At 68.9% G+C, this 24,626-nt stretch carries 18 protein-coding genes; 7 read left to right on the forward strand and 11 right to left on the reverse strand.

Going from position 1 to position 24,626, the window contains the following annotated elements:
* Positions 1 to 231 precede the first annotated feature (231 nt).
* The 5 genes from IAI53_RS07455 to IAI53_RS07475 all read right to left on the reverse strand — a co-directional run bounded on the left by IAI53_RS07455 (position 232) and on the right by IAI53_RS07475 (position 7,591).
* Positions 232 to 1,944 (reverse strand): hypothetical protein, encoded by a 1,713-nt coding sequence (locus IAI53_RS07455; protein WP_187717482.1) that lies wholly within the window; start codon positions 1,942 to 1,944, stop codon positions 232 to 234.
* A 296-nt stretch (positions 1,945 to 2,240) separates the two neighbouring features.
* Positions 2,241 to 4,286: a hybrid sensor histidine kinase/response regulator gene (locus IAI53_RS07460; RefSeq protein WP_187717483.1), complete on the reverse strand. Its 2,046-nt coding sequence runs from the start codon at positions 4,284 to 4,286 to the stop codon at positions 2,241 to 2,243.
* Positions 4,287 to 4,404: 118 nt separating this feature from the next.
* The gene (locus IAI53_RS07465; RefSeq protein WP_187717484.1) at positions 4,405 to 5,055 is read right to left on the reverse strand and encodes a response regulator; all 651 of its coding nucleotides are present in this window, start codon (positions 5,053 to 5,055) and stop codon (positions 4,405 to 4,407) included.
* 128 nt (positions 5,056 to 5,183) lie between these two features.
* Complete coding sequence (locus IAI53_RS07470) at positions 5,184 to 5,528, reverse strand: hypothetical protein (RefSeq protein ID WP_187717485.1); 345 nt, start codon at positions 5,526 to 5,528, stop codon at positions 5,184 to 5,186.
* 164 nt (positions 5,529 to 5,692) lie between these two features.
* Positions 5,693 to 7,591 (reverse strand): SurA N-terminal domain-containing protein, encoded by a 1,899-nt coding sequence (locus IAI53_RS07475; protein ID WP_187717486.1) that lies wholly within the window; start codon positions 7,589 to 7,591, stop codon positions 5,693 to 5,695.
* 171 nt (positions 7,592 to 7,762) lie between these two features.
* Between IAI53_RS07475 and IAI53_RS07480 the strand changes: the two genes are divergently transcribed.
* Positions 7,763 to 11,065 (forward strand): EAL domain-containing protein, encoded by a 3,303-nt coding sequence (locus IAI53_RS07480; protein WP_187717487.1) that lies wholly within the window; start codon positions 7,763 to 7,765, stop codon positions 11,063 to 11,065.
* A 41-nt stretch (positions 11,066 to 11,106) separates the two neighbouring features.
* Here the strand turns inward: IAI53_RS07480 and IAI53_RS07485 are convergent, their stop codons facing one another.
* The 3 genes from IAI53_RS07485 to IAI53_RS07495 all read right to left on the reverse strand — a co-directional run bounded on the left by IAI53_RS07485 (position 11,107) and on the right by IAI53_RS07495 (position 14,264).
* Positions 11,107 to 11,868: a hypothetical protein gene (locus tag IAI53_RS07485; RefSeq protein WP_187717488.1), complete on the reverse strand. Its 762-nt coding sequence runs from the start codon at positions 11,866 to 11,868 to the stop codon at positions 11,107 to 11,109.
* A gap of 178 nt (positions 11,869 to 12,046) precedes the next feature.
* The gene (locus IAI53_RS07490; RefSeq protein WP_187717489.1) at positions 12,047 to 13,396 is read right to left on the reverse strand and encodes an HD-GYP domain-containing protein; all 1,350 of its coding nucleotides are present in this window, start codon (positions 13,394 to 13,396) and stop codon (positions 12,047 to 12,049) included.
* A 145-nt stretch (positions 13,397 to 13,541) separates the two neighbouring features.
* Positions 13,542 to 14,264, reverse strand: a complete 723-nt coding sequence (locus IAI53_RS07495; protein ID WP_187717490.1) for an ABC transporter ATP-binding protein — start codon at positions 14,262 to 14,264, stop codon at positions 13,542 to 13,544.
* On the opposite strand from IAI53_RS07495, the gene IAI53_RS07500 reads away from it, so the two are divergent.
* Positions 14,248 to 14,865, forward strand: a complete 618-nt coding sequence (locus IAI53_RS07500) for an arylesterase (protein ID WP_187717491.1) — start codon at positions 14,248 to 14,250, stop codon at positions 14,863 to 14,865. The two genes, IAI53_RS07495 and IAI53_RS07500, sit on opposite strands and share 17 nt — an antisense overlap.
* Here IAI53_RS07500 and selD read toward each other — a convergent pair whose 3' ends face one another.
* Complete coding sequence (gene selD / locus IAI53_RS07505; protein ID WP_187717492.1) at positions 14,866 to 15,906, reverse strand: selenide, water dikinase SelD; 1,041 nt, start codon at positions 15,904 to 15,906, stop codon at positions 14,866 to 14,868.
* A 43-nt stretch (positions 15,907 to 15,949) separates the two neighbouring features.
* Here selD and mnmH point away from each other — a divergent pair, with 43 nt between their 5' ends.
* On the forward strand, positions 15,950 to 16,999 hold the full coding sequence (gene mnmH, locus IAI53_RS07510; RefSeq protein WP_187717493.1) for a tRNA 2-selenouridine(34) synthase MnmH: 1,050 nt from the start codon (positions 15,950 to 15,952) through the stop codon (positions 16,997 to 16,999).
* Between the two features lie 64 nt (positions 17,000 to 17,063).
* Here the strand turns inward: mnmH and IAI53_RS07515 are convergent, their stop codons facing one another.
* Together IAI53_RS07515 and IAI53_RS07520 are read right to left on the reverse strand one after the other, a co-directional pair.
* Entirely contained in the window at positions 17,064 to 17,609 is a 546-nt protein-coding gene (locus IAI53_RS07515) for a class I SAM-dependent methyltransferase (RefSeq protein WP_187717494.1), read from the reverse strand.
* On the reverse strand, positions 17,609 to 19,069 hold the full coding sequence (locus IAI53_RS07520) for an NAD-dependent succinate-semialdehyde dehydrogenase (protein WP_187717495.1): 1,461 nt from the start codon (positions 19,067 to 19,069) through the stop codon (positions 17,609 to 17,611). Before IAI53_RS07520 ends, IAI53_RS07515 begins: the two co-directional genes overlap by 1 nt.
* On the opposite strand from IAI53_RS07520, the gene IAI53_RS07525 reads away from it, so the two are divergent.
* From IAI53_RS07525 to IAI53_RS07540, 4 genes are all read left to right on the forward strand, one after another.
* Positions 19,059 to 19,268, forward strand: coding sequence for a hypothetical protein (locus tag IAI53_RS07525; protein ID WP_187717496.1), 210 nt, complete (start codon positions 19,059 to 19,061; stop codon positions 19,266 to 19,268). The two genes, IAI53_RS07520 and IAI53_RS07525, sit on opposite strands and share 11 nt — an antisense overlap.
* A 170-nt stretch (positions 19,269 to 19,438) precedes the next feature.
* A complete protein-coding gene (locus IAI53_RS07530) occupies positions 19,439 to 20,689 on the forward strand; it encodes a sensor histidine kinase (RefSeq protein WP_349771901.1) in 1,251 nt (416 codons plus the stop codon).
* Positions 20,690 to 20,882: 193 nt separating this feature from the next.
* The gene (locus tag IAI53_RS07535; protein ID WP_187717498.1) at positions 20,883 to 23,570 is read left to right on the forward strand and encodes a bifunctional acetate--CoA ligase family protein/GNAT family N-acetyltransferase; all 2,688 of its coding nucleotides are present in this window, start codon (positions 20,883 to 20,885) and stop codon (positions 23,568 to 23,570) included.
* Positions 23,571 to 23,712: 142 nt separating this feature from the next.
* A complete protein-coding gene (locus IAI53_RS07540) occupies positions 23,713 to 24,561 on the forward strand; it encodes a D-hexose-6-phosphate mutarotase (RefSeq protein WP_187717499.1) in 849 nt (282 codons plus the stop codon).
* Positions 24,562 to 24,626: the final 65 nt, after the last annotated feature.

The following is a 24,626-nucleotide window of genomic DNA, read 5'->3' on the forward strand; positions in this document are numbered from 1 at the left end:
AACGCCCTGAACCGGGTATCTGTACAGATTGCGTACACCACGCCCTGCATCGCTCACCGAACCGCGTACGGGAGTCTTATTTTTTCGCGTTTATTCAGTAACTTGCGCCACCAAATGGGTACACGGGGGTGCTTCCGATCTGATACAGATGCACCGCATCGTGCGGACGGCAGGGACAAAAAAAGAGGCAGGCCTTGGGCCTGCCTTGAAGCGGCACTTGGTTCCCTTCGGTTACTGGGTCACGGGCCCTGCCGTGCTGCGGATCGCCAGGTTGGCCTGGACGTTCGCGCTCTGCTGGACCATCGCCCCCATCGCGGTGTTCTGCGCGTTGATCAGGATGCCCGCACCGTTGGTGAAACTCGCGCTGGAGCTGTTGGACATGTTGAAGTGCCCGGCCGTGGCCATCACGCTGCCGCCGTTGCCACCGGCACCGCCTGTACCGCCCTGGCCGCTTCCGCCGGTCGCGGCGCCTGCGGTGTTCATGCCGCCGCTACCGCCGGCACCGCCGACATTGTCGCCACCACCTGCACCGCCGGCACCGCCGGCACCCGCCATCGCGTCGCCGTTGGTGGCATTGCCGGACGTCGCCACGCCACCGGCGCCGCCTGCACCCGCGGTATTGGTCGCACTGCCACCGGCGCCGCCGGTGGAGTCGGCATTGCCCGCACTGGCGGTCGCCGCACCGGTTGTCGCCGCGCCAGCGGTCGAGCTGGCTTCACCGCCGGTACCGTTGCCGTCGCCCGCATTTGCAGTGGCGCCGGCCGAGCTGGCCGCACCGCCGGTGGCGCTGGCCTCACCGCCGGTTGCCTCGGCCGTCTGGCTGTTGCCGCCGCTCGTGCTGGTGGCATCGCCCGCGGTGCCGCCGACCACGTTGCCGCCGTTGCCGGCACCGCCCGCTCCGCCACTGGCCATGGCGTCGTTGGTGCCGCCCATGGCATCGGCCGCGCCGCCGTTGCTCAGTACCGCCGGCGTCTCACCGTTGGTCGGCGTTTCGGGCGTGCAGCAGCCGCTCGCGTCGGCATTGGCGCCCTTGGCCTTGGCCCAGGCGCTGCCACCGTCTCCACCGCTGCCGTCGCTATAGCCTCCGCCGGCGTAGGAGCCTGCCTTGGCCCCGCCGGTATAGGCTTGCTCGTAGGCCTTGGCATTGCCGCCGTCGGCATAGCCATTACCGCCATCGGCCGCATCCGCAGCCTTGGCGTCGCCACCGTAGCCGCCGCCGTAACCACCGTCGGAGTAGGCATTGCCGCCATCGGCCGAGTTGCCGGCCTTGGCATCGCCGCCGGCTGACATGGCGTTGCCGCCTTCACCGCCGGACGCCTTGCGCGCATTGCCGCCATCGCCGCCATTGGCACCCTTGGCGTAGCCGGTCTTGGCATCATCGACCCAGGCCTTGCCACCCTCACCGCCATCACCGCCATTGCCGCCATGGGCATGGGCGCCATTGCCGCCGTAACCGTCGGCATCGCCACCCGCAGCCTTGCCACCGTCACCGCCTACCGCCGTTCCACCATCGCCACCGTTTGCATTACCGTAGTTCCGTACGCTGTTGCCGAGGTCATTGGCCTTGATCCGGGTCACCACGCCATGGAGCTTGGACACCGCCACGGCCTTGGAGGTGTTGAACACGTCGCTGAGCGAGGCGGTGGCCATGCCGCCGTTGTTCGCTGCGGCCGCTCCCTTGCCCTCTGCGAGCGCCTTGCCGAGATTGTCGCGGTTGCTGCCGGTGCTGCTGTCGTTGTTCTGGTTCGAGTTGTCGTCGGCATGGATCTGCGAAAACTCATTGGCCTGCGGACTGTTGTTGCCCGTCATCGAAGAGACGGCCGAGGCTTCCTGAGTATTCGCCCCCCCAACCGAACTGACCGTATTGGTCGGGTTCGCCCACACCTGGCTGCCGGCCATGCCGAAAGCCAATGCGAGCGCACTTGAGAGTAGCGTGCGTTTCATAGCGTCTTCCCCTTCAGAGATCGGAACCGGACGCCGTGCCCAGCCCGGTGACGCCCCGCCGCAAGCCTTGTGCCATCTCGACCGAAATGGCCGTATCGATATGTTTTTTCGAGAGTTTTCCGAAGACAGCATTTTGCCGACGGTGCGCTTCGCGCTGGTGCCTGTACAGATTCGTTACAGGCCTGGGCGTCGACGACCCACCGACAGCCCTGTCGCGCCGATAAACTCTTTTCGATTCATGGAATTAGAGGATTCACACCCGAACCAGCCGCTGACTCGTGCGTGAAACAGGGGGCTCAGTTCGTGCGGCGCTCGGTCAGCAAGGCGATGCACGACGCCAGGCGCTCCGGCGCGACCGGGGTGCATTGCACGACCACCCCGCGGTCGGCCAGGCTGCGCTGAAGGCCGCCGTCCTGCCCGTCGGTCAGCAGCACGGCCGGCAACTGCTCACCGAAACGCAGGCGCATTGCGCCGATGGCATCGAAGCCGTCCGCCACGCCCTGTGGTCCACAAGCCGCAACGACGACATCCGGCACCCAGTTGCCGGACGGCGGCAGCAAGGACGCGGCATCGGGTGCAGCCTCCACCTGGTGCCCATAGCTGCGCAGCGCCTCGCCGACGCCCCGACTGGCCGCGGTGTCGATGCCGGTCAGCGCGATGCGCACCTTGCGCAGCGGCGGCTCGCCGTCGCCGTCACTGCGGCATGCCCGCCCGGGCGGCATCTCCACCGCGAACATGGACCCCTTGCCCGGAACCGAGTGCACCCGTATCCGCAGGCCGAGCAGGCGTGCCAGCTTGTCGGCGATCGCCAGTCCCAGGCCGCTGCCGCGCGTGCGGTCGGCGTTGTCGAGCTGACGGTACTCGTCGAATATCTCGCGGATGCTCTCCTGCGCGATGCCCACGCCGCTGTCCCAGACCTCCAGCCATCGACGCCCCTGGGCCCGCCGGCAGCCGATCAGCACGCCGCCGCGGTCGGTGTAGCGCACCGCGTTGGAGACCAGGTTGTCGAGGATGCGGGCGAACAGCACCGGATCGGTACGTACCGTCCACCCGGCGGGACAGTGTGCGCGGCGTAGCGACAGGCGCTTGAGCATGGCCTCGGGCGCATTGACCGACACCACCCTGTCGAGCAGCTCATTCACCGGGACGTCGCGCACCTTGGGTTTGAGCGCCCCGGCCTCCAGCCGGCCGAGGTCGAGCACGTCGGTGAGCAAGGCGCTCAGGCTGGCCACGCAATCGTTCATGCTGCGCACCAACGAGGCCTCGCGCCCGTCGCATTCCTGCTGCAGCAGCCCGACATAGAGCCCCAATGCCGCGAGCGGCTGGCGCAGGTCGTGGCTGACCGCCGCCAGCAGGCGCGATTTGGCGTTGTTCGCCCGCTCGGCCTGCTGCCTGGCCTCGTCCAGGGACAGCTCGGCCAGCTTGCGCGCGGTGATGTCGCAATGCGCCACCACCACGCCGGGACGCGCAGACAGCAGCGGGGAGGCGGTCAGCTCGAACCAGCGCAGACGGTCGGGCGCATGGCAGCTGTACTCGAGGGTGAAGCGCTCCACCTCGCCGCGGAAGACGCGTTCGATGCCCATCCACGCCTCGCGCGCCTGCTCCGCGCTCGGATCGCTGTCGAGCAGGCGGCAGGCCTGCCGGTAGCTCATGCCGATCGAATTGAGCGCCAGCCACTCCGCGCCACTTTCGATGGCGAAACGCTGCCAGGCGGTATTGACCGCGCGGATCACCCCTTCCTGGTCGATCACGGCGATGTGCCATGGCAGGGAGTTGAGCACGCCGATGCTGAAGGCCTCGAGTTCGTCGAGGACGCCGCCCATCCGCCGGCGCTCGGTCATGTCGGTGAGCAGGAGAATGCAGTGGTGGCTGCCGTCGCCACGCGACACCTCGGCCAGCACGGTCCGTTCCCTGCCATCGGCACGCCCCGCCAGGCGGAGTTCCTGGCCATCGACATGCCCGCGGGAAAAGGCGGAAGCGAGCAGGTAGGCGAAGGCGGTCCGGTGTTCGGCGCACAGGTAGTCGGCGAAATTCGCGCCCGCGAGCCCGTCGGTGCAGGTGGCGAGCAGGCGGGCGGCGGGCGGATTGCTCCGCCGGATTACCCCTTCGCGACCGATGGTCAGGCAGGCGGTCGGCGAAAGACGGTAGAAGCGCCGCAGGCCGTCCAGATCCTCCGGGGCATCGTCGGGCGGGCTGGTGCTCGGGTCATCCGGCAGTCGACCGGGTCCGCCACTTCCGTAGCGGCGGGCGCCACCCTCCTCCACCGCGTAAACGAGCGGGCGGATGTCGGTGGACGGCACGTCGGGCCCATCCACACTGTCGTCAGCGGATTTCCATTGCATGGCCAACCTTTCCGAGCCGCAGGCCGTCCTCTATTCATAGACCATGGCAAGCATATGCTGCCATCGCCCGGACCTGCCGGTCACCGGGATGCGGACTCGACAACCAGGGAAAAGGCACTCAGTCGGTGGCCGACGTGAGCCCGCTGCGGATCGCAAACTTGGTCAGTGACGCCACGCTGTGCAGATCGAGCTTGCGCATGATGTTGCGGCGGTGGACCTCCACGGTGGATACCGCGAGATGCAGGCGCTCGGCGATGCCGCCCGAGGTATGCCCCTCGGCGATGAGCTGCAGGATCTGGCGCTCGCGGGCGGTGATGCGCCCCGAGCCGGCGGCATTGCCCGACGACTGTTCGCACAAGGCATTCTTGATCGCCTCGGCCACTTCCGGGCACAGGTAGGTCCGCCCGCGCACCACAGTGCGGATGGCGCGCAACAGTTCCTCACCCGGCTCCGTCTTGGTGACGTAGCCCTTGGCGCCCGCATTGAGCATGTCGAGGACGATCTGGCGGTCGGCAAAGGCCGACAGACCCACCACCTTGGTATCCGGCCGAAGCGTCAGCAGGCGTCGCGTCGCCTCGACGCCGTTCATGCCCGGCATGGCCACGTCGATGCACACCAACTCCGCGGCCTCCCGTACCGCGACGCTCAGCAGTTCGTCACCATTGCATGCCTCGCCGACGACTTGCAGATCGCCCTCGCGCTCCAGCAAGGCCTTGAGCGCATGACGGAATATCTGGTGATCGTCTGCCAGCACGACGCGCATGGTCATCCTCCTCCCCGAGCCGCCCTCCAGGGCAGTCCCTTGATTATGGCTTGCAGTGCATGACAGGCAAGCGGGAGGGGTCGGCGTCAGCGCCCGACTCCGCCCCTTTCCGCCGCCGACTGTGCAGTATTCCGCTACAGCCAGGCGTCCGGACCGGTCGCAAACCAGGCATCGATCGAGCGCTGCATCACGCGGTGGCCGGCACGCAGGACGCCGAGATCCTCTTTCGCCTTGCGCAGGGAATCCTCGGCATCGCTCAGCTTTTGCCTGAGCAGCCGGTTCTCGTGAAACACGCTCTCGAGTCTTCCGAACTCGAAATCCGCACGTCGTGCGGCGCCCGCGGGGACGAAGCTTCCAGCCGCGGCGCACGCAGTTCCGAAACCGGCCCCGAACCGGGCACCGCCGGCCTTGACCTGCTCCATGCTCGCCTTCGCATTGACCATCGTCTCCTCCTTCGTCCCCGGCTGCGGCATGCTCATCCTGGGATCATAAGAAAGCGCGGGTCCGGGGCGGAATACAGCGATCACGGTATCTTCGCTTGAATCCGCAGCCGAAAGCAGTCCGCCCGGGGAAGCGGTCCGCACAGGGACCGCCCGCCCCGGGCGGACGAGCACACGGCGGCGCCTTGCCGCCGGTCGATTCCTTACTGCTGCGGCGGAACGATCGCCGACTCGTTGATCACCACTTCGTAGCGCTCGCGCAGCAGGCTGAGGTAGGCGCTGAAATCACGCTCGGCCATCAGCTGTGCGTACTGGCGCGACATGGCGCTCACCCGGGGATCGTCGGCCGCCAGTTCCGGCCGTTCGACCGACTCGATGCGATAGACCGCATAAGCCTGCGGACCCAGCGAGACGCCGGCATGTGCCGGCAGGCTGGCAGTAGGTGCGGCGAATACCGCCCGCAGCGCGGCCTGCGGCAGCACCGTGGCGTTGCGCTGCACCTTCAGCGCCTGGCCCCACTGGCCCTCCACCGCCTCGCCCTTCTGCGCCGCGGCCAGCGCGGCTTCGCCGGCGGCCGTCGCCAGGCGGGCGGCTTCCTCGCTGCGCAGGTCCGCGACGATGGCGTCCTTCACCTCGTCGAAGGGCAGCGTCTGGGCCGGCTGGTGGTCCACCACCCGGGCGGCCACCAGAGTGCCGCTGCCGACCTCTACGACCTCGGTGTTGCGGCGTTTCTCCAGGGCCTCCTCGGAGAACAGCGCGGCAACCAGATCCGGGTTGGTGTAGGGCCCCACGGCGACCGCGTTGCGGTCGATCCAGTCGGTGCTGCGCACCTCGAGCTTGAGCAGCTCGGCGGCAGGCGCCAGGCTGTCGGCCTGCTCGTAGACGGTGTTGGCGAACAGTTCGGCCAGTTCGGCGTGGCGCTGTCCAGCCCGCTGGCTCTTGAGCTCGGCCTCGATTTCGCCGCGCACTTCCTCAAAGGGCCGCAGGCTCGCCGGCTTGATGTCGGTGAGCTGGATGACGTGATAGCCGAACTCCGAGCGCACCGGATCGACGATCTCGTCCTTGGCCGCCGCGAACACCGCATCCTCGAAGGGCTTGACCATCACGCCACGGCCGAAGAAGCCGAGATCGCCACCGCGGGAGGACGAACCCGGATCGGACGAGCGCTCGCGCGCCAGCGCCGGAAAGCTGTCCGGCTTGTCCTTGAGCGTGGCCACCAGGGCCTCGGCCTCGGCCCGCACCTTCTGCACCTCGTCCTCGCCGGCATCGGCGGCGAGTTCGAGCAGGATGTGGCGCGCGCGACGCTCCTCGGCCACCCCGAAACGCTCCGGGCTGCCTTCATAGACCTGGCGCAGCTCGTCCTCGGACACGCTGACCTGGCCGAGCAGCGCGTTCTCGTCGAACACGAGGTACTCCGCCTTGACGCGTGCCGGACGGGCAAAGCGGTCGGGGTTGGCCTCGTAGAAACGCTGCGCGGCGTCCTCGGCCAGCTGCACCTTGGGCAGGTAGTCGGCCGCGGAGAAGCGCAGCTCGCGCACCTGGCGCTCCTCGAGCTGGGCGGCCAGGAAGCGGCGCGGCGATTCGCTGGCGGCAAAGGCCGCATCGCCCACCGCAAGCGCAATCTGCTGGATGCGGATGTCCTGGCTCAGGCGGGCCTCGAAGCTGGACGGGGTCATGCCCTGGGCACTCAGCAGCGCCTCGTAGCGCTGCATGGAGAACTGGCCGTTGTCCTGGAAGGCGGGCACCTCGGCGATCGCCTCCTGCAGCTGCGCCTGGGTGACCACGAAGCGGTTCTCGGCCGCATGCAGCGCGAGCACGCGCTGGTTGATCAGGTTGTCGAGCACCGCGCGGCGCAGTTCCGGCGAATCGAGCAGCGCGCGGTCGACCTGGTTGCCCATCGACTGGCGCAGGCGGTCCTGCTGGTCGCGCAAGGCCTCGTCGAATTCGAACGCGCTGATGCGGCTACCACCCACGGTCGCCACCTCGGTGCTGCCGGGGCCGTCGGAGAAGTACGCATCCATGCCGAAGAACGCGAAGGGGACGATCAGGATCGCCAGAATGATCTGGGCGAAACGTTTGTTGTTGCGTACAGCCTCGAACATCGTGATTTCCGTGGAAGACGAAGGGGGTGCGCAGCCCGACGCGATGCGGGAAGCAAAGTGGGCGATTATGGCATCGGCCGCGGCGTGAGGCCAGAACGGCAGACAACACGGGCCCCGGGACTCCAGTGCGGGTGGCAGGCAGGGCGGAAGGCACGTCTATAATCCTTCGCCATGCGCCACGCTCTCACCATTTCCGGCTTGATCGCCCTGGGCTACGCCCTGGTGGGCTGGCTCTCCATTCAGTTTGCGGTACCGCCCGGTTACTCGGCGCCCTTCTTTCCGCCTGCGGGCATCGCGCTGGCCGCGCTGCTGATCTTCGGCAAGCGCCACGTCGGCGGCGTGATCGCCGGCTCCCTGGCGGTGCAGCTTTTCGCCGCTGCGCAGGCCGGACAGGCGCCCGGCTCGGCCTGGGAGCCGCTGGCCATTCCCTTTTTTGCCGGCCTGCAGGCGCTGGTCGGGGTGTGGCTCGCCCGCCGCCTGGTCGGCGTCCCCAACGCGCTCGACACCCCCACTCCCATCCTGCGCTTCATGATCCTGGTGGCGCCGCTGGGTTGCCTGGTCAATGCCAGCATCGCAGTACCACTGCTGGTGAGCAGCGGGCTGATCTCACCCGACGAGGCGCTGTTCAACTGGTGGAACTGGTGGGTGGGCGACACCCTCGGCGTGCTCGTCGCCTGCCCGCTGATGTTCGTCTTCTTCGGCCGCCCGGCCGAAGACTGGCGGCCGCGCCGGATGGCCGTCGCGGTGCCGATGCTGATCGCCATCGCGCTCACCGGCGCCGCACTCTACCAGGTCAGCCACTGGGAAGCCCTGCGGGTACAGACCCAGTTCAACCGCGACACCGAACACGTCATCAGCCTGGTGCGCAAGCGCCTGGACGCGCAGATCGACATGGTGCTGGCGGTGGACAACTTCATGGCGATTTCCGAGGAAGTCACCCGGCGCGACTTCCGCGAGTTCGTCACACCCTGGCTCGAACGCTACCCCGGCACGCAGAACTTCGGCTGGAACCCGCTGATCCGCCGTGAGGAACGTGTGGCATTCGAGAGTACGGTACGCACCGCACACGGCGACGACTTCCGCATCCTCGACCGTGCGCCGGACGGCCGCACCTTCCCGGCGAACGACGCGGATATCTACCTGCCGATCACCTACGTCGAACCCTTTGCCTCCAACACCACGGTGTACGGACTCAACCCACTGTCGCTGCCCGCCACCGCCCTTGCTATTGAGCGCTCCAAACTGGCGCGGGCACCGGTGGCCTCAGCCGGCATCCGTCTGGTGCAGGAACGTGCCACGCAGCGCGGCGTGGTGGTCTACCAGGCGGTGTTCGACCGCCCGGCCGACGAACGCACCCCGCCGACCATGATCGGCGCCATCTCGGCGGTCTTCCGCATGGACGACACCTTCGCCGCGATCCTGGGCGACAGCCGGGCGACCGAGCTGGACTTGTGCCTGGTGGACCTGGCCGGCGCGCCCGACAACCGCCGCCTGTTCGGCCCGGCCGGATGCGAAGAGGACGGCTGGCTCACCGCCCACGTGGGGCGTGCGCTGCCGATCGCCTTTGCCGAACGCGAGTGGCAGATCCGTCTGCGCGGCACCCCGACCTACGTGCGGGAGCTGCGCAGCTGGGCGGCCTGGACCACGATCGCCTTCGGCCTGGCCACCCTCGGCATGCTCGGTGCCTTCTTGCTGGTCAGCAGCGGCCAGACCCGGCGCATCTCGCGGCTGGTCGAGCAGCGCACCACCGAACTGGCCCACGCCACCCAGGAGCTGGAAGCTCAGCGCGAGGCGCTCAACCGCGCGCAGCGCACCGCACGTATGGGCAGCTGGGAATGTGCGCCGGACGGCTCCGCGCTGGCGTGCTCGGACGCACTGATCGCACTGCTACGCCTGCCCGAGGAGCGCGCACCGACGCTGGACGACATCTGCGCCGCGGTCGATACCGACGACCGCCCCGCCCTGCGCGAAGCCATGGCCGCCGCGGCGACCGAACCGCGTGAGCAGGTCCTGGACTGTCGCCTTGCCGGCGCCAGCGGGCAGATTGTGTACTTCATGATCGAAGCCGAGCGGCTCGACGGCCATCCGGTACGTCTGCGCGGCACCGTGCAGGACGTCAGCGCCGCCCGCCAGGCCGAAGCGCACATCCAGTACCTCGCCCACTACGACGCGCTGACCGGCCTGCCCAACCGCCGCCTGTGGCTCACCCGCGCCCAGGCCGCCATCCATGCCGCCCAGCGCCATGGCGACACCCTCGCAGTGCTGTTCATGGACCTGGACCAGTTCAAGACCGTCAATGATTCGCTCGGCCACCCGGCCGGCGACCTGCTGCTGGCCACCGTCGCCAACCGCCTGTCCGCCTGCCTGCGCGAGGAGGACGTGCTCGCCCGCCTGGGCGGCGACGAATTCGTCGCCCTGCTGCCGCGCCTGGCCCACGCCGAGGACGCCGCCACCGTGGCGCGCAAGATGCTGGCCGCCATGCGCGCGCCCATGGACATCGACGGCCAGGAGCTGCGCCCCTCGGTGAGCATCGGCATCGCCCTGCACCCGAACGACGGTGACGACGTCGACACCCTGCTCAAGCATGCCGATACCGCCATGTACGGCGCCAAGGAGGCCGGGCGCAACAACTACCAGTTCTTCGTCCCGGAGATGAACGCCCGCGCCCTGGAACGCCTGATGCTGGAAAACGCCCTGCGCCGCGCCATCGAAGGCGGGGAGCTGAAGCTCCACTTCCAGCCCCAGCTGAACGCGCAGGACGGCGCACTGACCGGCTGCGAGGCGCTGCTGCGCTGGAACCACCCCGAGATCGGCGCCATCGGCCCGGCGCAGTTCATCCCGGTAGCCGAGGAATCCGGCCTGATCGTCCCCCTGGGCGAATGGGTGCTGCACGGAGCCTGCCGGCAGCAGGTGGCCTGGGCGCGCGCCGGCCACCGGGAACTGATGGTGGCGATCAACATCTCCGCGCTGCAGTTCCGCCGCGAGGATTTCGCCGACGTGGTCACCCGCATTCTTGCGGAAACCGGTGCCGACCCGGCCTGCATCGAACTGGAGATCACCGAGACCGCGCTGATGCAGCCTTCCGAAGCGCTGTACGAGCGCCTCGTCGCCCTCGGCCGGCTGGGCCTGACCCTGGCGCTGGACGATTTCGGCACCGGCTACTCCAGCCTGTCCTACCTCAAGCGCCTGCCGATCAGCCGCCTGAAGCTGGACTACTCCTTCGTCCGCGACCTGCCGGGCGACCAGGAAGACGCCGCGGTGGCTTCGGCCACGCTGTCGCTGGCCCGCGACCTGGGGCTGGAAGTGGTGGCCGAAGGCGTGGAGGTGATCGAACAGTTCGCCTGGCTCAAGGCCCGCGGCTGCAGCAAGATGCAGGGTTACCTGTTCGGCCGGCCGATGCCGCCGGAGGAGTTCGAGCGCTGGATGGCGGCGCACGACCCGGCCAGAGTGATCGGCAGCCCGGATACGGTGTGAACTACGCGCAGATCCGGACGCGGGGCTGAACGCCCCGCCGCTCAATGCGGGCGCTTGGCCTGTCGCCAGCCGGCTACCGCCTGGGCGGTGTAGGCCATCACCGCATCGCGGCTGTCGTCCGGCAGCTCGCGTGCCAGCGCGGCAAACAGCGCCTCGGTGGCCTCGCGCCCCGGGCCATCGGCCGCCAGGCCATGCGCCAGGCACTGGATCTGGATATGCGCCAGCGCGTCGGCCACCAGCCGCCAGCCGAGCAGCGGCATCTCGCGCGCTACCGCCAGCATGGTGCCGCCCAGCTCGCCCGCCAGGCGCAGCGCCTCGTCGCGGTTGTCCGCCGCAATCGCGCCGTGCCACAAGGCCAGGTGGAGCGCACGACGCAGTTCGATCTTGAAGTCGACCGCGTTCTCTTCCGCTGCCGCAAGCGCCTCGAACTGGGCCAGGAAACGGGCTTCCGCACGCTCGTCCAGTCCGGTCCGCAGCGCGCCGACCAGCGCGCTCAACGCCGGCAGCGCGGTAAGACCGAAGGCGCGGCTGTAGGCCAAGCCCCATTGATCGAGACCGGAGAGCAGCATCGCCATGCGCAGTGCGGCGCCCTCCTCGCCGGCGCCCGCCGCCGCCCAGTTGCCCAGCGCCTCGCGCAGCGCGCCAACACCCTCGGCGCAGGCGTTCTCGTCCGCCTCCAGGGTCAGCCGGAACACCTGGGCGAAGGCGTCCTGCGCCATGCGCGCGGCGCGACGCTGCTCCTCGGGCGAGGAGACCTGCGCGAGCGGGTCGGCGGGTACGGGCGAAGCGGCGGCCTGGTTCATGTGCGGCATTCCTGTGCGAAAGGCCGCCATTGTGCCGGCTGGCGGCGCGGCAGGGCAAACCGCCCGCAGGAGCGGCCTTGGCCGCGATGCTCAGTGTTCGGGCAGGCAGGACCGCTGCATCGCGGCCAAGACCGCTCCTACAGGCCCTGCGCTACCCGACAATCAGGGGCGGAACGATTCACGCCACCGCTTCGGGCACGCGCTGCAGCACCTTGCGCAGCGCATCGAAGCAGTGCGCATCGATGGCACTGCCGACATGCTCGGCCATGATCTCCAGCGCCTTGTCCACCGGCGTCGCGCCGCGGTAGGGACGTTCGGCGGTGATCGCATCGAAGATGTCGGCCACGGTGATGATCCGGGTCTCCAGCGCGATATGCTCCGCGCGGATGCCACGCGGATAGCCCTTGCCGTCCAGGCGCTCGTGATGCGCCCCGGCCACCCGGGCCAGCTCCTCGAAGTGGGCGATGCGCGCGAGGATGGATTCGGTGTACGCGGCGTGGCGTTTCACCGCCTCCCACTCGGAATCATCCAGTTTGCCGGGCTTGTCGAGCACCATGTTGCTCACCCCGAGCTTGCCCACGTCGTGCAGCAGCGCGCCGCGGCGCAGCCAGCGCCGGCGCGCCGGGTCGATGCCGACCTCCTCGGCGACCAGGTCGGTGTACAGCGCCACCCGCACGCTGTGACCGGCGGTATAGGGGCTCTTGGCATCGACCACCTGGCCGAAGGCGGCAGCGATCTCGTCCAGATAGTCGTCGTCCAGCGGCATCTCGTAACGCCCCGGTTCCAGCGCGAACACCGCCTCGGGCAGGGACTCGGAGGCGAGCGTCTGCCAGAAGCCCGGGCGGGCGCAGACGCGCTCGAAGATACCGGTCATGCGCGGGTCGAACCAGGTGCCGCTGCGCTGGCGCAACTCCTCCAGCGCAGCGCTGGGGCCGCCCACCGAATGGAACACGTCCACCACCTGGGCCAGCAACGCGATGCGCGCATACACCGGGATGGCATCGCCTTTCAGCCCTTCCGGGCGGCCGCTGCCGTCCCAGTGCTCGTCGAGCGCATGAATGCCGCGCGCCACGCCCTCCGAGAAGCGCAACTGCCTGGCGATCTCCGCGCCGCGCTGGCAGCGCGTCTGGATGAGTTCCTGCGCCACCTCCTCGCCATTGCGCATGATGCCCAGCAGCGCCCTGAAGCGCTCGGCCAGCCCGGCCTCCAGGCCGGTGTGGTCGACCACGAAGCGCATCACCTGGGCGAGGCTGCCGTCCACCCACTTGAAGTCGCGCTTGAAGGCGAGATCGTCGGTGAGGTAAAGCTCGCAGATGCGCGCAGCGTTGCTGCTGCAGCCGAGGTCCTTGAGCAGCAGCGTGTAGTAGAGCTCCCACTGCGCATGCTCCGACAGGCCGAGTTCGCGCCCGAGGTTCATGCCGATCCAGCAGCAGCGCACGCAATGGCCTTCCGGCTGGCCCTCGGTGATGTCCAGCGCGTGACTGAGCGCGCCGATCAGTTCGGATAGTTTCAGCCCCGCAAGCGCCATGGCCCTCTCCCCCTGTCACCGTGTCCCACAGTATGCACGCCTTGTCGCTTACGCAAGAACCGTAGGAGCGGCCTTGGCCGCGATGCGGTCTTCGATGGAACAACCGCTGTATCGCGGCCAAGGCCGCTCCTACCGAAGAACGCTCTCAGGCGCCGGCCAGGCTGGCCGCGCCTTCTTCCAGGTGCCCGGCCTGCATGCGCAGCTTACGCCCGCAGCGCGAGGCCAGGGCTTCGTCGTGGGTGACCAGGATCAGCGTGGTGCCGGCCTCGCGGTTGAGCGCGAACATCAGCTCGATGACCGCCGCACCGGTGGCGGCATCGAGGTTGCCGGTCGGCTCATCGGCCAGCAGCAGGCGCGGGTTGGGCGCGAAGGCGCGGGCCAGCGCCACGCGCTGCTGCTCGCCGCCGGAGAGATGCTTGGGATAGTGACCGGTGCGCCCGCCGAGGCCCACCCGCTCCAGCCACTGCTGCGCCACCTCGCGCGCATCGTTCTGCCCGGCCAGTTCCAGGGGCAGCATGACGTTCTCCAGCGCGGTGAGCGCAGGCAGGAGCTGGAAGGACTGGAACACGAAGCCCACCGCCTCGCCACGCAAGGCCGCACGCGCATCCTCGTCCAGCGCGAACAGATCCTTGCCCAGGATGCGCACCGCGCCTGTGCTGGGAACATCCAGCCCGGCGAGCAATCCCAGCAGCGTGGATTTGCCCGAGCCGGAGGCGCCGACGATGGCGACCGACTCGCCCGGCCCCACCGAGAATGCGATATCGCTCAGAATATCCAGCCTGCCCTCGCCGCCGGCCAGCGGCACCGACTTGGACAGGGCTTCGACTTCAATCACAGGGAGAGGAATTTCGATGCCGCTTCGATCCATGGTGACCTTCTTGTTCGTCCTGTTCGCGGGCACCGCGCAGGCGGCGACCATCCTGGTGTGGGGCGACAGCCTGTCCGCCGGCTACGGGCTGCGCCAGGGCGAGGCCTGGCCCACCCTGTTGCAGACGCGGCTCGCGCGCGAAGGGTTCCCGCACGAGGTGGTCAACGCCAGCGTCAGCGGAGAGACCTCGGCCGGCGGCCGCTCGCGCCTGCCCGCCGCGCTGGAGCGCCACCGCCCCACGCTGGTGATCCTGGAACTGGGCGCCAACGACGGCCTGCGCGGCCTGCCGCCCCAGTTGCTGGCCGACAACCTCGGCGCCATGGTGTCCGCCGCGCGCGAAGCCGGCGCCAACGTATTGCTGGTCGGCATGCAGATGCCGCCCAACTATGGCCCGGCCTACACGCGGCGCTTCGCCGAAACCTTCGAACAGGTCGCCCAGGCCCAGAAGGTGGCGCTGCTGCCCTTCCTGCTCGACGGCTTCGCCGAACGCAAGGAGCTCTTCCAGTCCGACGGCATCCACCCCACCGCCGAAGCGCAGAGCCTCATCCTCGACAACGTGTGGACGCGGCTCGCGCCGCTGCTCGGCCAGCGCGCACGCTGATCAGAGCACCCGCACGCCGGCCGCGCCGGCCAGCAGGCGGCCGATGACCCGCGCTTCGGAACCCTGCACCTCGCGCACCGTCTCCAGCACCGCATCGACCGCATTCGGCGCGCAGGCCACCAGCAGGCCGCCGCTGGTCTGCGGGTCGGTGATCAGCTTGCGCTGCCACTCGGGCGCGTCCGTCGCCAGTTGCACCGCCTCGCCGTAGCTCGCCCAATTGCGCGTGGAGGCCCCGGTGGCCAAGCCGTCCTTCACCAGCGCGGCCGCTTCGTCGATCAGCGGCAGGTCATCGAAGCGCAGTTCCGCGCCCAGTTGCGAAGCACGACACACTTCCAGCAGGTGACCGGCGAGGCCGAAGCCGGTGACGTCGGTCATCGCGTGCACGCCGGGCAGCTCCGCCAGGCGCTCGCCGGCGCGGTTCAGCGTGGTGGTCCAGCGCACCATCTCGGCGTAGCCGTCGGCCGACAGCACGCCCTTCTTCAGCCCGGCGGAGAGGATGCCCACGCCCAGCGGCTTGGTGAGAATGAGCACGTCGCCCGCCAGCGCGCCGGCGTTGGTCTTGACCCTGGCCGGATCGACCACGCCCAGGCCGACCAGGCCGTAGATCGGTTCCAGCACGTCGATCGAATGCCCGCCGGCAAGCGGGATGGCGGCATCGCGACACACCGAGGCGCCGCCTTCCAGGATGCGGCCGATGACCTCCGCCGGCAGCTTGTCGATCGGCATGCCGACCACCGCCAGTGCGAGGATGGGCCGCGCGCCCATGGCATAGACGTCGGACAGCGCGTTGGTCGCAGCGATGCGGCCGAAGTCGAAGGGGTCATCGACGATGGGGGTGAAGAAATCGGTGGTCGCCACCACCGCCTGGCGGTCGTTGAGGCGGTACACCGCGGCGTCGTCGGCGTGCTCGGTGCCGACCAGCAACTCTGGCGGCAGCAGGCCCGCGGGCATCTTGCCGAGCAGGCCGCTCAGCACGGCCGGCGCGATTTTGCAGCCACATCCGCCGCCGTGGGAGAATTGGGTCAGTCTGATCTGGTCCATGAAACTCTAGGAATGAAGGGCGTCGCAAAAGGCGCCGCACACAATGAAAAAAGGCCTCGCGACCGTAGCACAGCACACCGACTTTGACGAGATCATCGACGCCCGCACCCCGGCGGAGTTCGCCGAGGACCGCCTGCCCGGCGCATTGAACCTGCCGGTGCTCGACAACGAGCAGCGCATCGTCGTCGGCACCACCTACAAGCAGCGCTCGGCCTTCGAGGCGCGGCGCATCGGCGGCGCGATGGTGGCGGAGAACATCGCCCGCCACCTCGCCGGCCCGCTCGCCGACAAGCCCAGGAACTGGCGCCCGCTGGTGTACTGCTGGCGCGGCGGCCAGCGCAGCGGCTCCTTCGTCACCTGGCTGCGCATGGTGGGCTGGGACGCCCACCAGCTGGAAGGCGGCTACAAGGCCTGGCGGCGCATGGTGGTGGCCGAGCTGGAACGCCTGCCCGCCGGCCTGCAGTTTCGCGTGGTGTGCGGCCCTACCGGCAGCGCCAAGACCCGCGTACTGGAAGCACTCGCCGCGCGCGGCGCGCAGGTGCTCGACCTGGAGGGCCTGGCCGCGCACCGCGGTTCGGTGCTCGGCGCCCTCCCCGGCCGCCCGCAGCCGACGCAGAAATCATTCGAGACCGGCCTGTTCGGCGTGCTGCGCGGCCTGGACCCCGACCGCCCGGTGTATGTGGAGGCCGAGAGCCGCAAGATCGGTTCGGTGCACGTACCCGAGGCGCTGATCACGAAGGTGCGCACCAGCCCCTGCGTGACCATCGAGGCCAGCCGTGCGGCCCGCCTGGACTTCCTGCTGCGCGACTATGCCTGGCTGGGCGACGACCCCGCGCGGCTGCAGGCCAGCCTCGCCCGCCTCAAGGGCCTGCAGAGCAACGAGACCCTGGCGCGCTGGCATGACTGGGCCGGCGCCGGGGCGCTGGCGGAACTCTTCGCCGAACTGATAGACCTGCACTACGACCCGCTCTACCGCCGCTCGCAGGGGCAGAACTACACCCGCCTGGACGCCGCCCGGCACCTGGAGACCGACCGCCTGGACGACGCCGGCATCGACGAACTGGCCGCAGCCATCCTCGCGTCGCAACGGTAGGAGCGGCCTTGGCCGCGATGCGGCTGGCGGGAAAACAAACGCCGCATCGCGGCCAAGGCCGCTCCTACGGGAGCTTCACCACCTGCCGGGTCCCGCGCAGCGCGCACACGCGCTGGACGACCGCGGGGCGCGATGCGGTGATTTCGCCCTGCTCGAAGGCAACGATGCTGCAGCCTTCGGCCAGCCGTTCCAGCAGCTCGCCAGGGCGCAGCAGGAAGTCCGGATTGGACGGCTTGCCGAAGCGCTCGTTGCCGAGCATGAAGGTCTCGTAGATCAGCACACCGTCCGGCGCGAGGCAGGCGAGCAGTTCGGCGAAGCGCGGACGGTACAGGTAGTTGGTGACCACGATGCCGTCGAAGCGCGCGCCGACATAGGGCCAGGGGCCGTCCTCCAGCTCGGCCTGCCGGGGCGTGACGCCGGGCACATCCCGCAGACCCGCCAGCGCCGCCGCGTCGCGGTCCACCGCCTCGACCGCGTAGCCGCGCGCGGCCAGCCAGCGCGCGTGGCGGCCGCCGCCGCAGGCCAGGTCCAGCACCCGCCCGCCGGCACGCACCAGCGGGGCGAAGCGGGTCACCCAGGCGGATGGCGCGGGGCTTGCGGCGTGCTCCATCAGCGGTCGATGCCCGCGAGGTGGATGGCCTTGATCTCAAGGTATTCGTCGATGCCGTGGGTGGAACCTTCCCGCCCCAGGCCGGACTGCTTGACCCCGCCGAAGGGCGAGACCTCGTTGGACAGGATGCCGGTATTCACCCCCACCATGCCGTACTCCAGTTCCTCGGCGACGCGGAAGATGCGCCCCACGTCGCGCGAATAGAAGTAGGCCGCCAGACCGAACTCGGTGTCGTTGGCCATGCGGATCGCATCCTCTTCGGTATCGAAGCGGAAGATCGGCGCCACCGGGCCGAAGATCTCCTCGCGCGCCACCCGCATCGCCGCGGTGGCGCCGGCCAGCACGGTGGGCTGATAGAAGGTGCCGCCCAGCGCGTGGCGCGCGCCGCCGGCCAGCGCGCGGGCGCCTTTGGCCACCGCGTCGGCGACCAGCTCCTCGACCTTGGCGATCGCTGCGTCGTCGATCAGCGGGCCGATGGTCACGCCCTCCTCCACCCCGCGGCCAACCTTGAAGCGGCTCATCGCCGCAGCCAGCTTCTCGGCGAAGGCGTCATGGATGCCGGCCTGCACCAGCAGGCGGTTGGCGCACACGCAGGTCTGCCCGGCGTTGCGGTACTTGGAGGCCAGCGCGCCTTCGACCGCGGCATCCAGGTCGGCGTCGTCGAACACGATGAAGGGCGCATTGCCGCCCAGTTCCAGCGACAGCTTCTTGATGGTGGGGGCGCTCTGCGCCATCAGCAGCCGGCCCACCTCGGTGGAGCCGGTAAAGGACAGCTTGCGCACCACCGGGCTGGCGGTGAGCGCGCCGCCGATCGCCACCGGATCGCCGGTGAGCACGTTGAACACGCCCGGCGGAATGCCCGCCTGCTCGGCCAGCACGGCCAGCGCCAGCGCGCAGTAGGGCGTCTGCTCGGCCGGCTTGATCACCACCGTACAACCCGCGGCGAGCGCCGGCGCGGCCTTGCGGGTGATCATCGCCGCAGGGAAGTTCCACGGCGTGATCATCGCGCACACCCCCACCGGCTGGCGGATGGCGAACAGCCGGCGGTCGGCGCCGGTGGTGGGGATCACCTCGCCGCCGGCGCGCTTGGCTTCTTCGGCATACCACTCGACGAAGGAGGCGGCATACATGATTTCGCCGCGCGCCTCGGTCAGCGGCTTCCCCTGCTCGCGGGTCATCAGCAGCGCCAGCTCGTCGGCATGGGCGACGATCAGCTCGAACCAGCGGCGCAACAAGGCGGCACGCTCCTTTGCCGGGCGTTTGCGCCAGCTGCCCCAGGCCGCATCCGCGGCGGCGATGGCGCGCTGCGTTTCGGCCGCCCCCATGTCGGGCACCCGGCCGAGCGTCTCGCCGGTCGCCGGGTCGTTGACGGCAAAGCTCGCGCCGCCGTCGGCGTCGACCCAGGCGCCATTGACGAAGGCCTGCTGACGGAAAAGAGAGGATTCGGTGATGTTCTGCATGGTCACGTTCCGCTTGATGGTGGGCGGCGCCGGCGACGGCATCCGCCAGCGGGAGCCGATGATTCTAGCCCGCATCCCGATGCACTTCACCCCCGGCGGGGGCTTGGCGGCGGCATGCGCCCTGCTACGCCGGATGGCATATCCGGGGATTTTCCCCAGGACACCCATGGAAAGGGTCGAAGCGCCCGACGATATGTGATATAGAAGTGCCACCATGCGACATAGGAGGCGTCGTCCAGCGACGGATGCCTTGTGAAGCGGCACGCCCCCCTTCTCCCGGGCGCAGCACTGGTGGTTGCGTCGTACCCCGCACCGCTCCGCGCGGCGGACGGCACACTACCCGCCGATTCGTGGATCGCCGCCGCGCTGGTGTTAGCCGCCCTCATCCTTGCGGTGCCGCTCAGCCTGCGAATCCTGCGCGACTGGCAGATCGCCCGCGTGCAACACGCCGCGCAGGACGCCGAACGCCTGGCCACCGAGCGCGCCCTGCGCGAGAGCCAGGCCCGCTACCGCGAGGTGGTCGAGTCGGTGAACGAAGTGATCTTCCGCACCGACGCCGCCGGCCGCCTGACCTTTCTGAACGGCGCCTGGAAGAACATCAGCGGCTTTCCGGTCGCCGAGAGCCTGGGCCAGGAGCTGTGCGCCTTCCTCCATGCGGACGACGTCCCGGCCGCAAAGGAGAATCTTGCCGATGTGGCCGCGGGCAGGCGCGTCTCGTGCCAGTGCGAGCTGCGCCTGCGCACCCGCAGTGGCGAGATACGCTGGATAGAGGCCACCGGTCGCGCCGTGCGGGAAGGCGACAGCGGGCCGCCGGGCCTGGCCGGTACGCTCGATGACATCTCGGCGCGCAAGGTCGCAGAACTGACCCTGGTCAACATCAACCAGGAGCTGGAATACCGGGTACGGGTACGCACCGCCGAACTGGAGAACTCCAACCGCGAACTGGAGGCCTTCTCCTACTCCGTGTCCCACGACCTGCGCGCACCGCTGCGGGCGATCGACGGCTTTGCCCGCATCCTCGAGGAAGAGCTGGACGACAAGCTGGAGCCCTCCTCGCGCGCGCATCTCGAACGCATCCGCAAGGCCACCGACCGGATGTCGCGACTCATCGACGACCTGATCGACCTCGCCCGCCTGACTCGCCAGCCGCTGACCCGCGAAACCGTTGACCTCTCCGAGATCGCCGCACAGATCGTCGACGAATTGCGTGCCGAAGACCCCGGGCGCCGGGTGGAGGTGCAGATCACCCAGCGCATGCTGGTCAATGCCGACCGCAACCTGATGCGCATCGTGCTGGAGAACCTGCTGCGCAACGCCTGGAAGTTCTCCGCCCGCCGGCCGGTAGCGCACATCGTCTTCCGCGCTGAACGCGACCGCGACCGCAGGGTCTTCTGTATCAGCGACGACGGCGCGGGATTCGACATGGCCTTCGCCGCCAACCTGTTCCGTCCCTTCCACCGGCTGCACACCGACCAGGAGTTTTCCGGCACCGGCATCGGACTGGCCACCGTGCAGCGGATCATCGCCCGCCACGGCGGGGTGATCTGGGCGCATTCGCGGCCGGGACAGGGCGCACAGTTCTATTTCACGCTGGACAGCCCGGGAGCGGCCGGGCAATGAACGCCAACTGCTTCACGTGGCAATTGCGCAACGGGAGCGGTCGTGGATTTGACTTGTGTCACAATTCGTCATTGTGCACTGCACTATCCTTGCGGGCGCACGCGGCCACCCACCAGGCTGAACGCCGCCCGGCCCGGCCCAACACCCGTCGGCCGGCACGACAACACGAATACACCGTAGCAGGTACCGCACCATGAAAGAAAAGCACTATCTAACGCCGCTGATGGAACCGCGCTCGGTCGGCGTCATCGGCGCCAGCGAGCGCGAATCCTCGCTCGGCAACGTGCTGATCCGCAACATGCTGGACTCGGCCTTCAAGGGCCGGCTGTTCGCCATCAACCCCAAGCACGAATCCGTGCTCGGCGTGCCTTGCTACAAGTCGGTGGAAGACGTGCCCCACCGCCTCGACCTCGCGGTGATCGCCGTCCGCGCCGACAAGACGCCGGCCCTGGTGGACGCCTGTGGCCGCGCCGGCGTGAAGGCGGTGATCGTGCTCTCCGCCGGCTTCTCCGAGACCGGCCCGCGCGGCGCCAAGCTGGAACGCCAGGTGGTGGAAGCCGCCCGCCGCCACCGCATCCGCCTGCTCGGCCCCAACTGCCTGGGCATCATGCGCCCGGAACTGGGGCTCAACGCCACCTTCGCCCACGCCAGCGCCAACAAGGGCAGCATTGGCCTCATTTCGCAGTCCGGCGCGCTGTGCGCGGCCATCCTGGACTGGGCCAAGCCCAATAACGTGGGCTTCTCCGCGGTGGTGTCGCTGGGCTCCTCGTCGGACATCGACTTCGGCGAAGTGCTCGAATACATGATCTCGGACCCGCGCACCGAGAGCATCTTCCTGTACGTGGAAGGCATCCGCGACGCCCGCCGTTTCATGAGCGCGCTGCGGGGTGCAGCGCGCGTGAAGCCGGTGCTGCTGATCAAGGTCGGCCGCCACCCGGACGCCTCCAAGGCGGTGCTGCAGCACACCGGCGCGCAGGTCGGCGAAGATGCGGTGTTCGACGCCGCACTGCGCCGCGCCGGCGTGATCCGCCTGTACAACATGGGCCAGCTGTTCGCCGCTGCCAACGCGCTGTTCTCCCACTTCCGCCCGCGCGGCAACCGCCTGGCCATCATCACCAACGGCGGCGGCCCGGGCGTGATGGCTGCCGACCGCTGCACCGACCTCGGCATTCCGCTGTCCGAGTTCTCCGAAGGCACCACCGAGAAGCTCAACGCCGCCCTGCCCGCCGGCTGGTCGCACGGCAACCCGGTGGACATCCTCGGTGACGCCGACGTGGAGCGCTACCGCAAGACGGTGCAGGCCGTGCTGGAAGGCCCCAATGTGGACGGCGTGCTGGTCATGCTGACCCCGCAAGCGATGACCAAGCCCACTGAAGTCGCCCAGGCCATCATCGACCTGGAGAAGCACGCCGACAAGCCGGTGGTGACCTGCTGGATGGGCGAGAACCTGGTGATGGACGCCCGCCACATGTTCATCGAGGCCGGCATCCCCACCTTCCGCACGCCCGAGCCGGCGGTGGAGCTGTTCAGCCACATCTCGGCCTACTACCGCAACCAGAAGCTGCTGATGCAGACGCCGGCCTCGCTGTCGCATCTGAACCCGCCGTCCATCGAGAGCGCCCGCCTGGTCATCGAGACCGCGCTGGCCGAACGCCGCAAGGCGCTCAACGAGATGGAATCCAAGGCGCTGCTGGCCGCCTTCCGCATCCCCATCGCGCAGACCGTGGTGGCGCGCTCGGCCACCGAGGCCATGGTGCTGGCCGAGGAGATCGGCCTGCCGGTGGTGATGAAGATCGACTCGCCCAGCATCATCCACAAGAGCGACTCCGGCGGCGTGCGCCTGAACCTCGGCAGCCTGGCCGCGGTACGCACCGCCTACCAGGAAATCCTGGATGAAGTGCGCAAAAACAAGCCGGACGCGATGATCAACGGCGTGGCCATCGAGCCGATGATCCTCAAGCGCAACGGCCGCGAGCTGGTGGTCGGCGTCAAGCGCGACCCGGTGTTCGGCCCGGTGATCACCTTCGGCGAAGGCGGCAACCGCGTGGAGGCCAACCGCGACCTCGCGGTGACCCTGCCGCCGCTCAACAACTTCCTGGTGCGCGACCTGATCCGCTCCAGCCGCGTCGCCCCGCTGCTCGACGAGTTCCGCAACATGCCGGCGGTGGACATGGACGCGCTGGAACTGGTGATGCTGCGCGTCTCCGAGATGGTCTGCGAGCTGCCGTGGATCCAGCAGATGGAGATCAACCCGCTGATCGTCGACGAGAACGGCGCGGTCGCGGTCGATTGCCGAATCATCGTGGACAACGTCTCGCCCGCGGCGGACCAGTACGACCACATGGCGATCCACCCCTATCCGTCGCACCTGATCCGCAAGTGGACGGTGCCGGACGGCACCGAGGTCACCATCCGCCCGATCAAGCCGGAAGACGCGGAGCTGGAGATCGAGTTCGTACGCAAGCTCTCGCCCGAGACCAAGTACTACCGCTTCATGAACACCATGCGCGAGCTGCCGCCCGCCATGGTCGCCCGCCTCACCCAGATCGACTACGACCGCGAGATGGCCTTCGTCGCCACCATGCTGGAGAACGGCACCGAGGTGGAGATCGGCGTGTGCCGCTACGCGGTGAACCCGGACGGCGAGTCCTGCGAGTTCGCCGTGGTGGTGGCCGACGAGTGGCAGCACCGCGGCCTGGCCCGCCGCCTGATGGGCGTGCTCATCGAGACCGCGCGCAACAAGGGCCTCGCCTACATGAACGGCGTCTTCCTGTCGAACAACGAGCGTATGCTGAAGTTCGTCCAGGGCCTGGGCTTCGTGCTCTCCAACGACCCCGAGGACAACACCGTCAAGCTCGGCGTGCTCTCGCTGCAGGACTGAACGCACGAATCGCGGCCAAGGCCGCTCCTACCGGTCCCCGGCCCCAATTGCCAGCCGTAGGAGCGGCCTCGGCCGCGATCTGCAGTCCCCAACACGCCAGCCGCGGTATCATCCCGGCATTCAACCAGCGACCCACAAGAGCATGCCCGGCAACATCGAAACCATCGACTTCCAGGGCCTGCCGGCCCTGCGCCTGAGCACCTCCGCCGGCGCCAGCGCGGTCGTCGCGCTGCACGGTGGCCAGGTGCTCTCCTGGGTGCCTGCGCGCGGACGCGAGCGTCTGTACCTGAGCGAACGCGCCGCCTACGACGGCGCCAGCCCCATCCGGGGCGGCGTGCCGGTGTGCTTTCCGCAGTTCTCCACCCTGGGCAAGCTGCCGCGCCACGGCTTCGCTCGCACTGCGAACTGGTCGGTCACCGAACAGCGCACCGGCGACGACTACGCCCTGACCACCCTGGAACTCTCGGACAACGCGGACACCCGCGCACTGTGGCCGCACCCCTTCACCCTGGAACTGACGGTCGCCATCGAAGGCGGCCGGCTGGACCTCGAGCTGGAAGTCATCAACAGCGGCCACGCCCCCTTTGCCTTCAGCGGCGCGCTGCATACCTACCTGCGGGTGCCGGAAGTGGAAGAATGCCGGCTGGAAGGCCTCTACGGCTTCGAGTACCGCGACGCGCTGGACGACAACGCGATACGGCGCGAATCCGGCGATGTACTGCGGGTGGAGTCGGCCATCGACCGCGTCTACCACGACGTAACCCGCCCGCTGCTGCTGCGCGAGGACGGCCGTGCCCTGGGCATCAATGCCGACGGCTTCCCCGACGTGGTGGTGTGGAACCTCTGGGAAGACGGCATCGCGCAGTTCGCCGACATGGCCCCGACCGATTTCCGCCGCATGCTGTGCGTGGAAGCCGCCGCCGCGCGCCAGCGCATCGAACTGGCTGCCGGCGAATCCTGGGTGGGCCGCCAGACCCTGGTCACCCTGTAGGAGCGGCCTTGGCCGCGATGCGGCTTGCGGGAGAATGAACACCGCATCGCAGGCCGCTCCTGCAA

The organism is Thauera sedimentorum (assembly GCF_014489115.1).
Taxonomy (GTDB): Bacteria; Pseudomonadota; Gammaproteobacteria; order Burkholderiales; family Rhodocyclaceae; genus Pseudothauera; species Pseudothauera sedimentorum.

Excerpts from the sequence above, each read along its gene's own strand:
- IAI53_RS07455 (WP_187717482.1), bottom strand. The coding sequence starts at position 1,944 with ATGAAACGCACGCTACTCTCAAGTGCGCTCGCATTGGCTTTCGGCATG.
- IAI53_RS07495 (WP_187717490.1), bottom strand. The coding sequence starts at position 14,264 with ATGGATCGAAGCGGCATCGAAATTCCTCTCCCTGTGATTGAAGTCGAA.
- IAI53_RS07500 (WP_187717491.1), top strand. The coding sequence starts at position 14,248 with ATGCCGCTTCGATCCATGGTGACCTTCTTGTTCGTCCTGTTCGCGGGC.
- IAI53_RS07490 (WP_187717489.1), bottom strand. The coding sequence starts at position 13,396 with ATGGCGCTTGCGGGGCTGAAACTATCCGAACTGATCGGCGCGCTCAGT.
- IAI53_RS07535 (WP_187717498.1), top strand. The coding sequence starts at position 20,883 with ATGAAAGAAAAGCACTATCTAACGCCGCTGATGGAACCGCGCTCGGTC.
- IAI53_RS07480 (WP_187717487.1), top strand. The coding sequence starts at position 7,763 with ATGCGCCACGCTCTCACCATTTCCGGCTTGATCGCCCTGGGCTACGCC.
- IAI53_RS07470 (WP_187717485.1), bottom strand. The coding sequence starts at position 5,528 with ATGAGCATGCCGCAGCCGGGGACGAAGGAGGAGACGATGGTCAATGCG.
- selD (WP_187717492.1), bottom strand. The coding sequence starts at position 15,906 with ATGGACCAGATCAGACTGACCCAATTCTCCCACGGCGGCGGATGTGGC.
- mnmH (WP_187717493.1), top strand. The coding sequence starts at position 15,950 with ATGAAAAAAGGCCTCGCGACCGTAGCACAGCACACCGACTTTGACGAG.
- IAI53_RS07515 (WP_187717494.1), bottom strand. The coding sequence starts at position 17,609 with ATGGAGCACGCCGCAAGCCCCGCGCCATCCGCCTGGGTGACCCGCTTC.
- IAI53_RS07465 (WP_187717484.1), bottom strand. The coding sequence starts at position 5,055 with ATGACCATGCGCGTCGTGCTGGCAGACGATCACCAGATATTCCGTCAT.
- IAI53_RS07485 (WP_187717488.1), bottom strand. The coding sequence starts at position 11,868 with ATGAACCAGGCCGCCGCTTCGCCCGTACCCGCCGACCCGCTCGCGCAG.
- IAI53_RS07540 (WP_187717499.1), top strand. The coding sequence starts at position 23,713 with ATGCCCGGCAACATCGAAACCATCGACTTCCAGGGCCTGCCGGCCCTG.
- IAI53_RS07520 (WP_187717495.1), bottom strand. The coding sequence starts at position 19,069 with ATGCAGAACATCACCGAATCCTCTCTTTTCCGTCAGCAGGCCTTCGTC.
- IAI53_RS07460 (WP_187717483.1), bottom strand. The coding sequence starts at position 4,286 with ATGCAATGGAAATCCGCTGACGACAGTGTGGATGGGCCCGACGTGCCG.
- IAI53_RS07475 (WP_187717486.1), bottom strand. The coding sequence starts at position 7,591 with ATGTTCGAGGCTGTACGCAACAACAAACGTTTCGCCCAGATCATTCTG.
- IAI53_RS07525 (WP_187717496.1), top strand. The coding sequence starts at position 19,059 with ATGTTCTGCATGGTCACGTTCCGCTTGATGGTGGGCGGCGCCGGCGAC.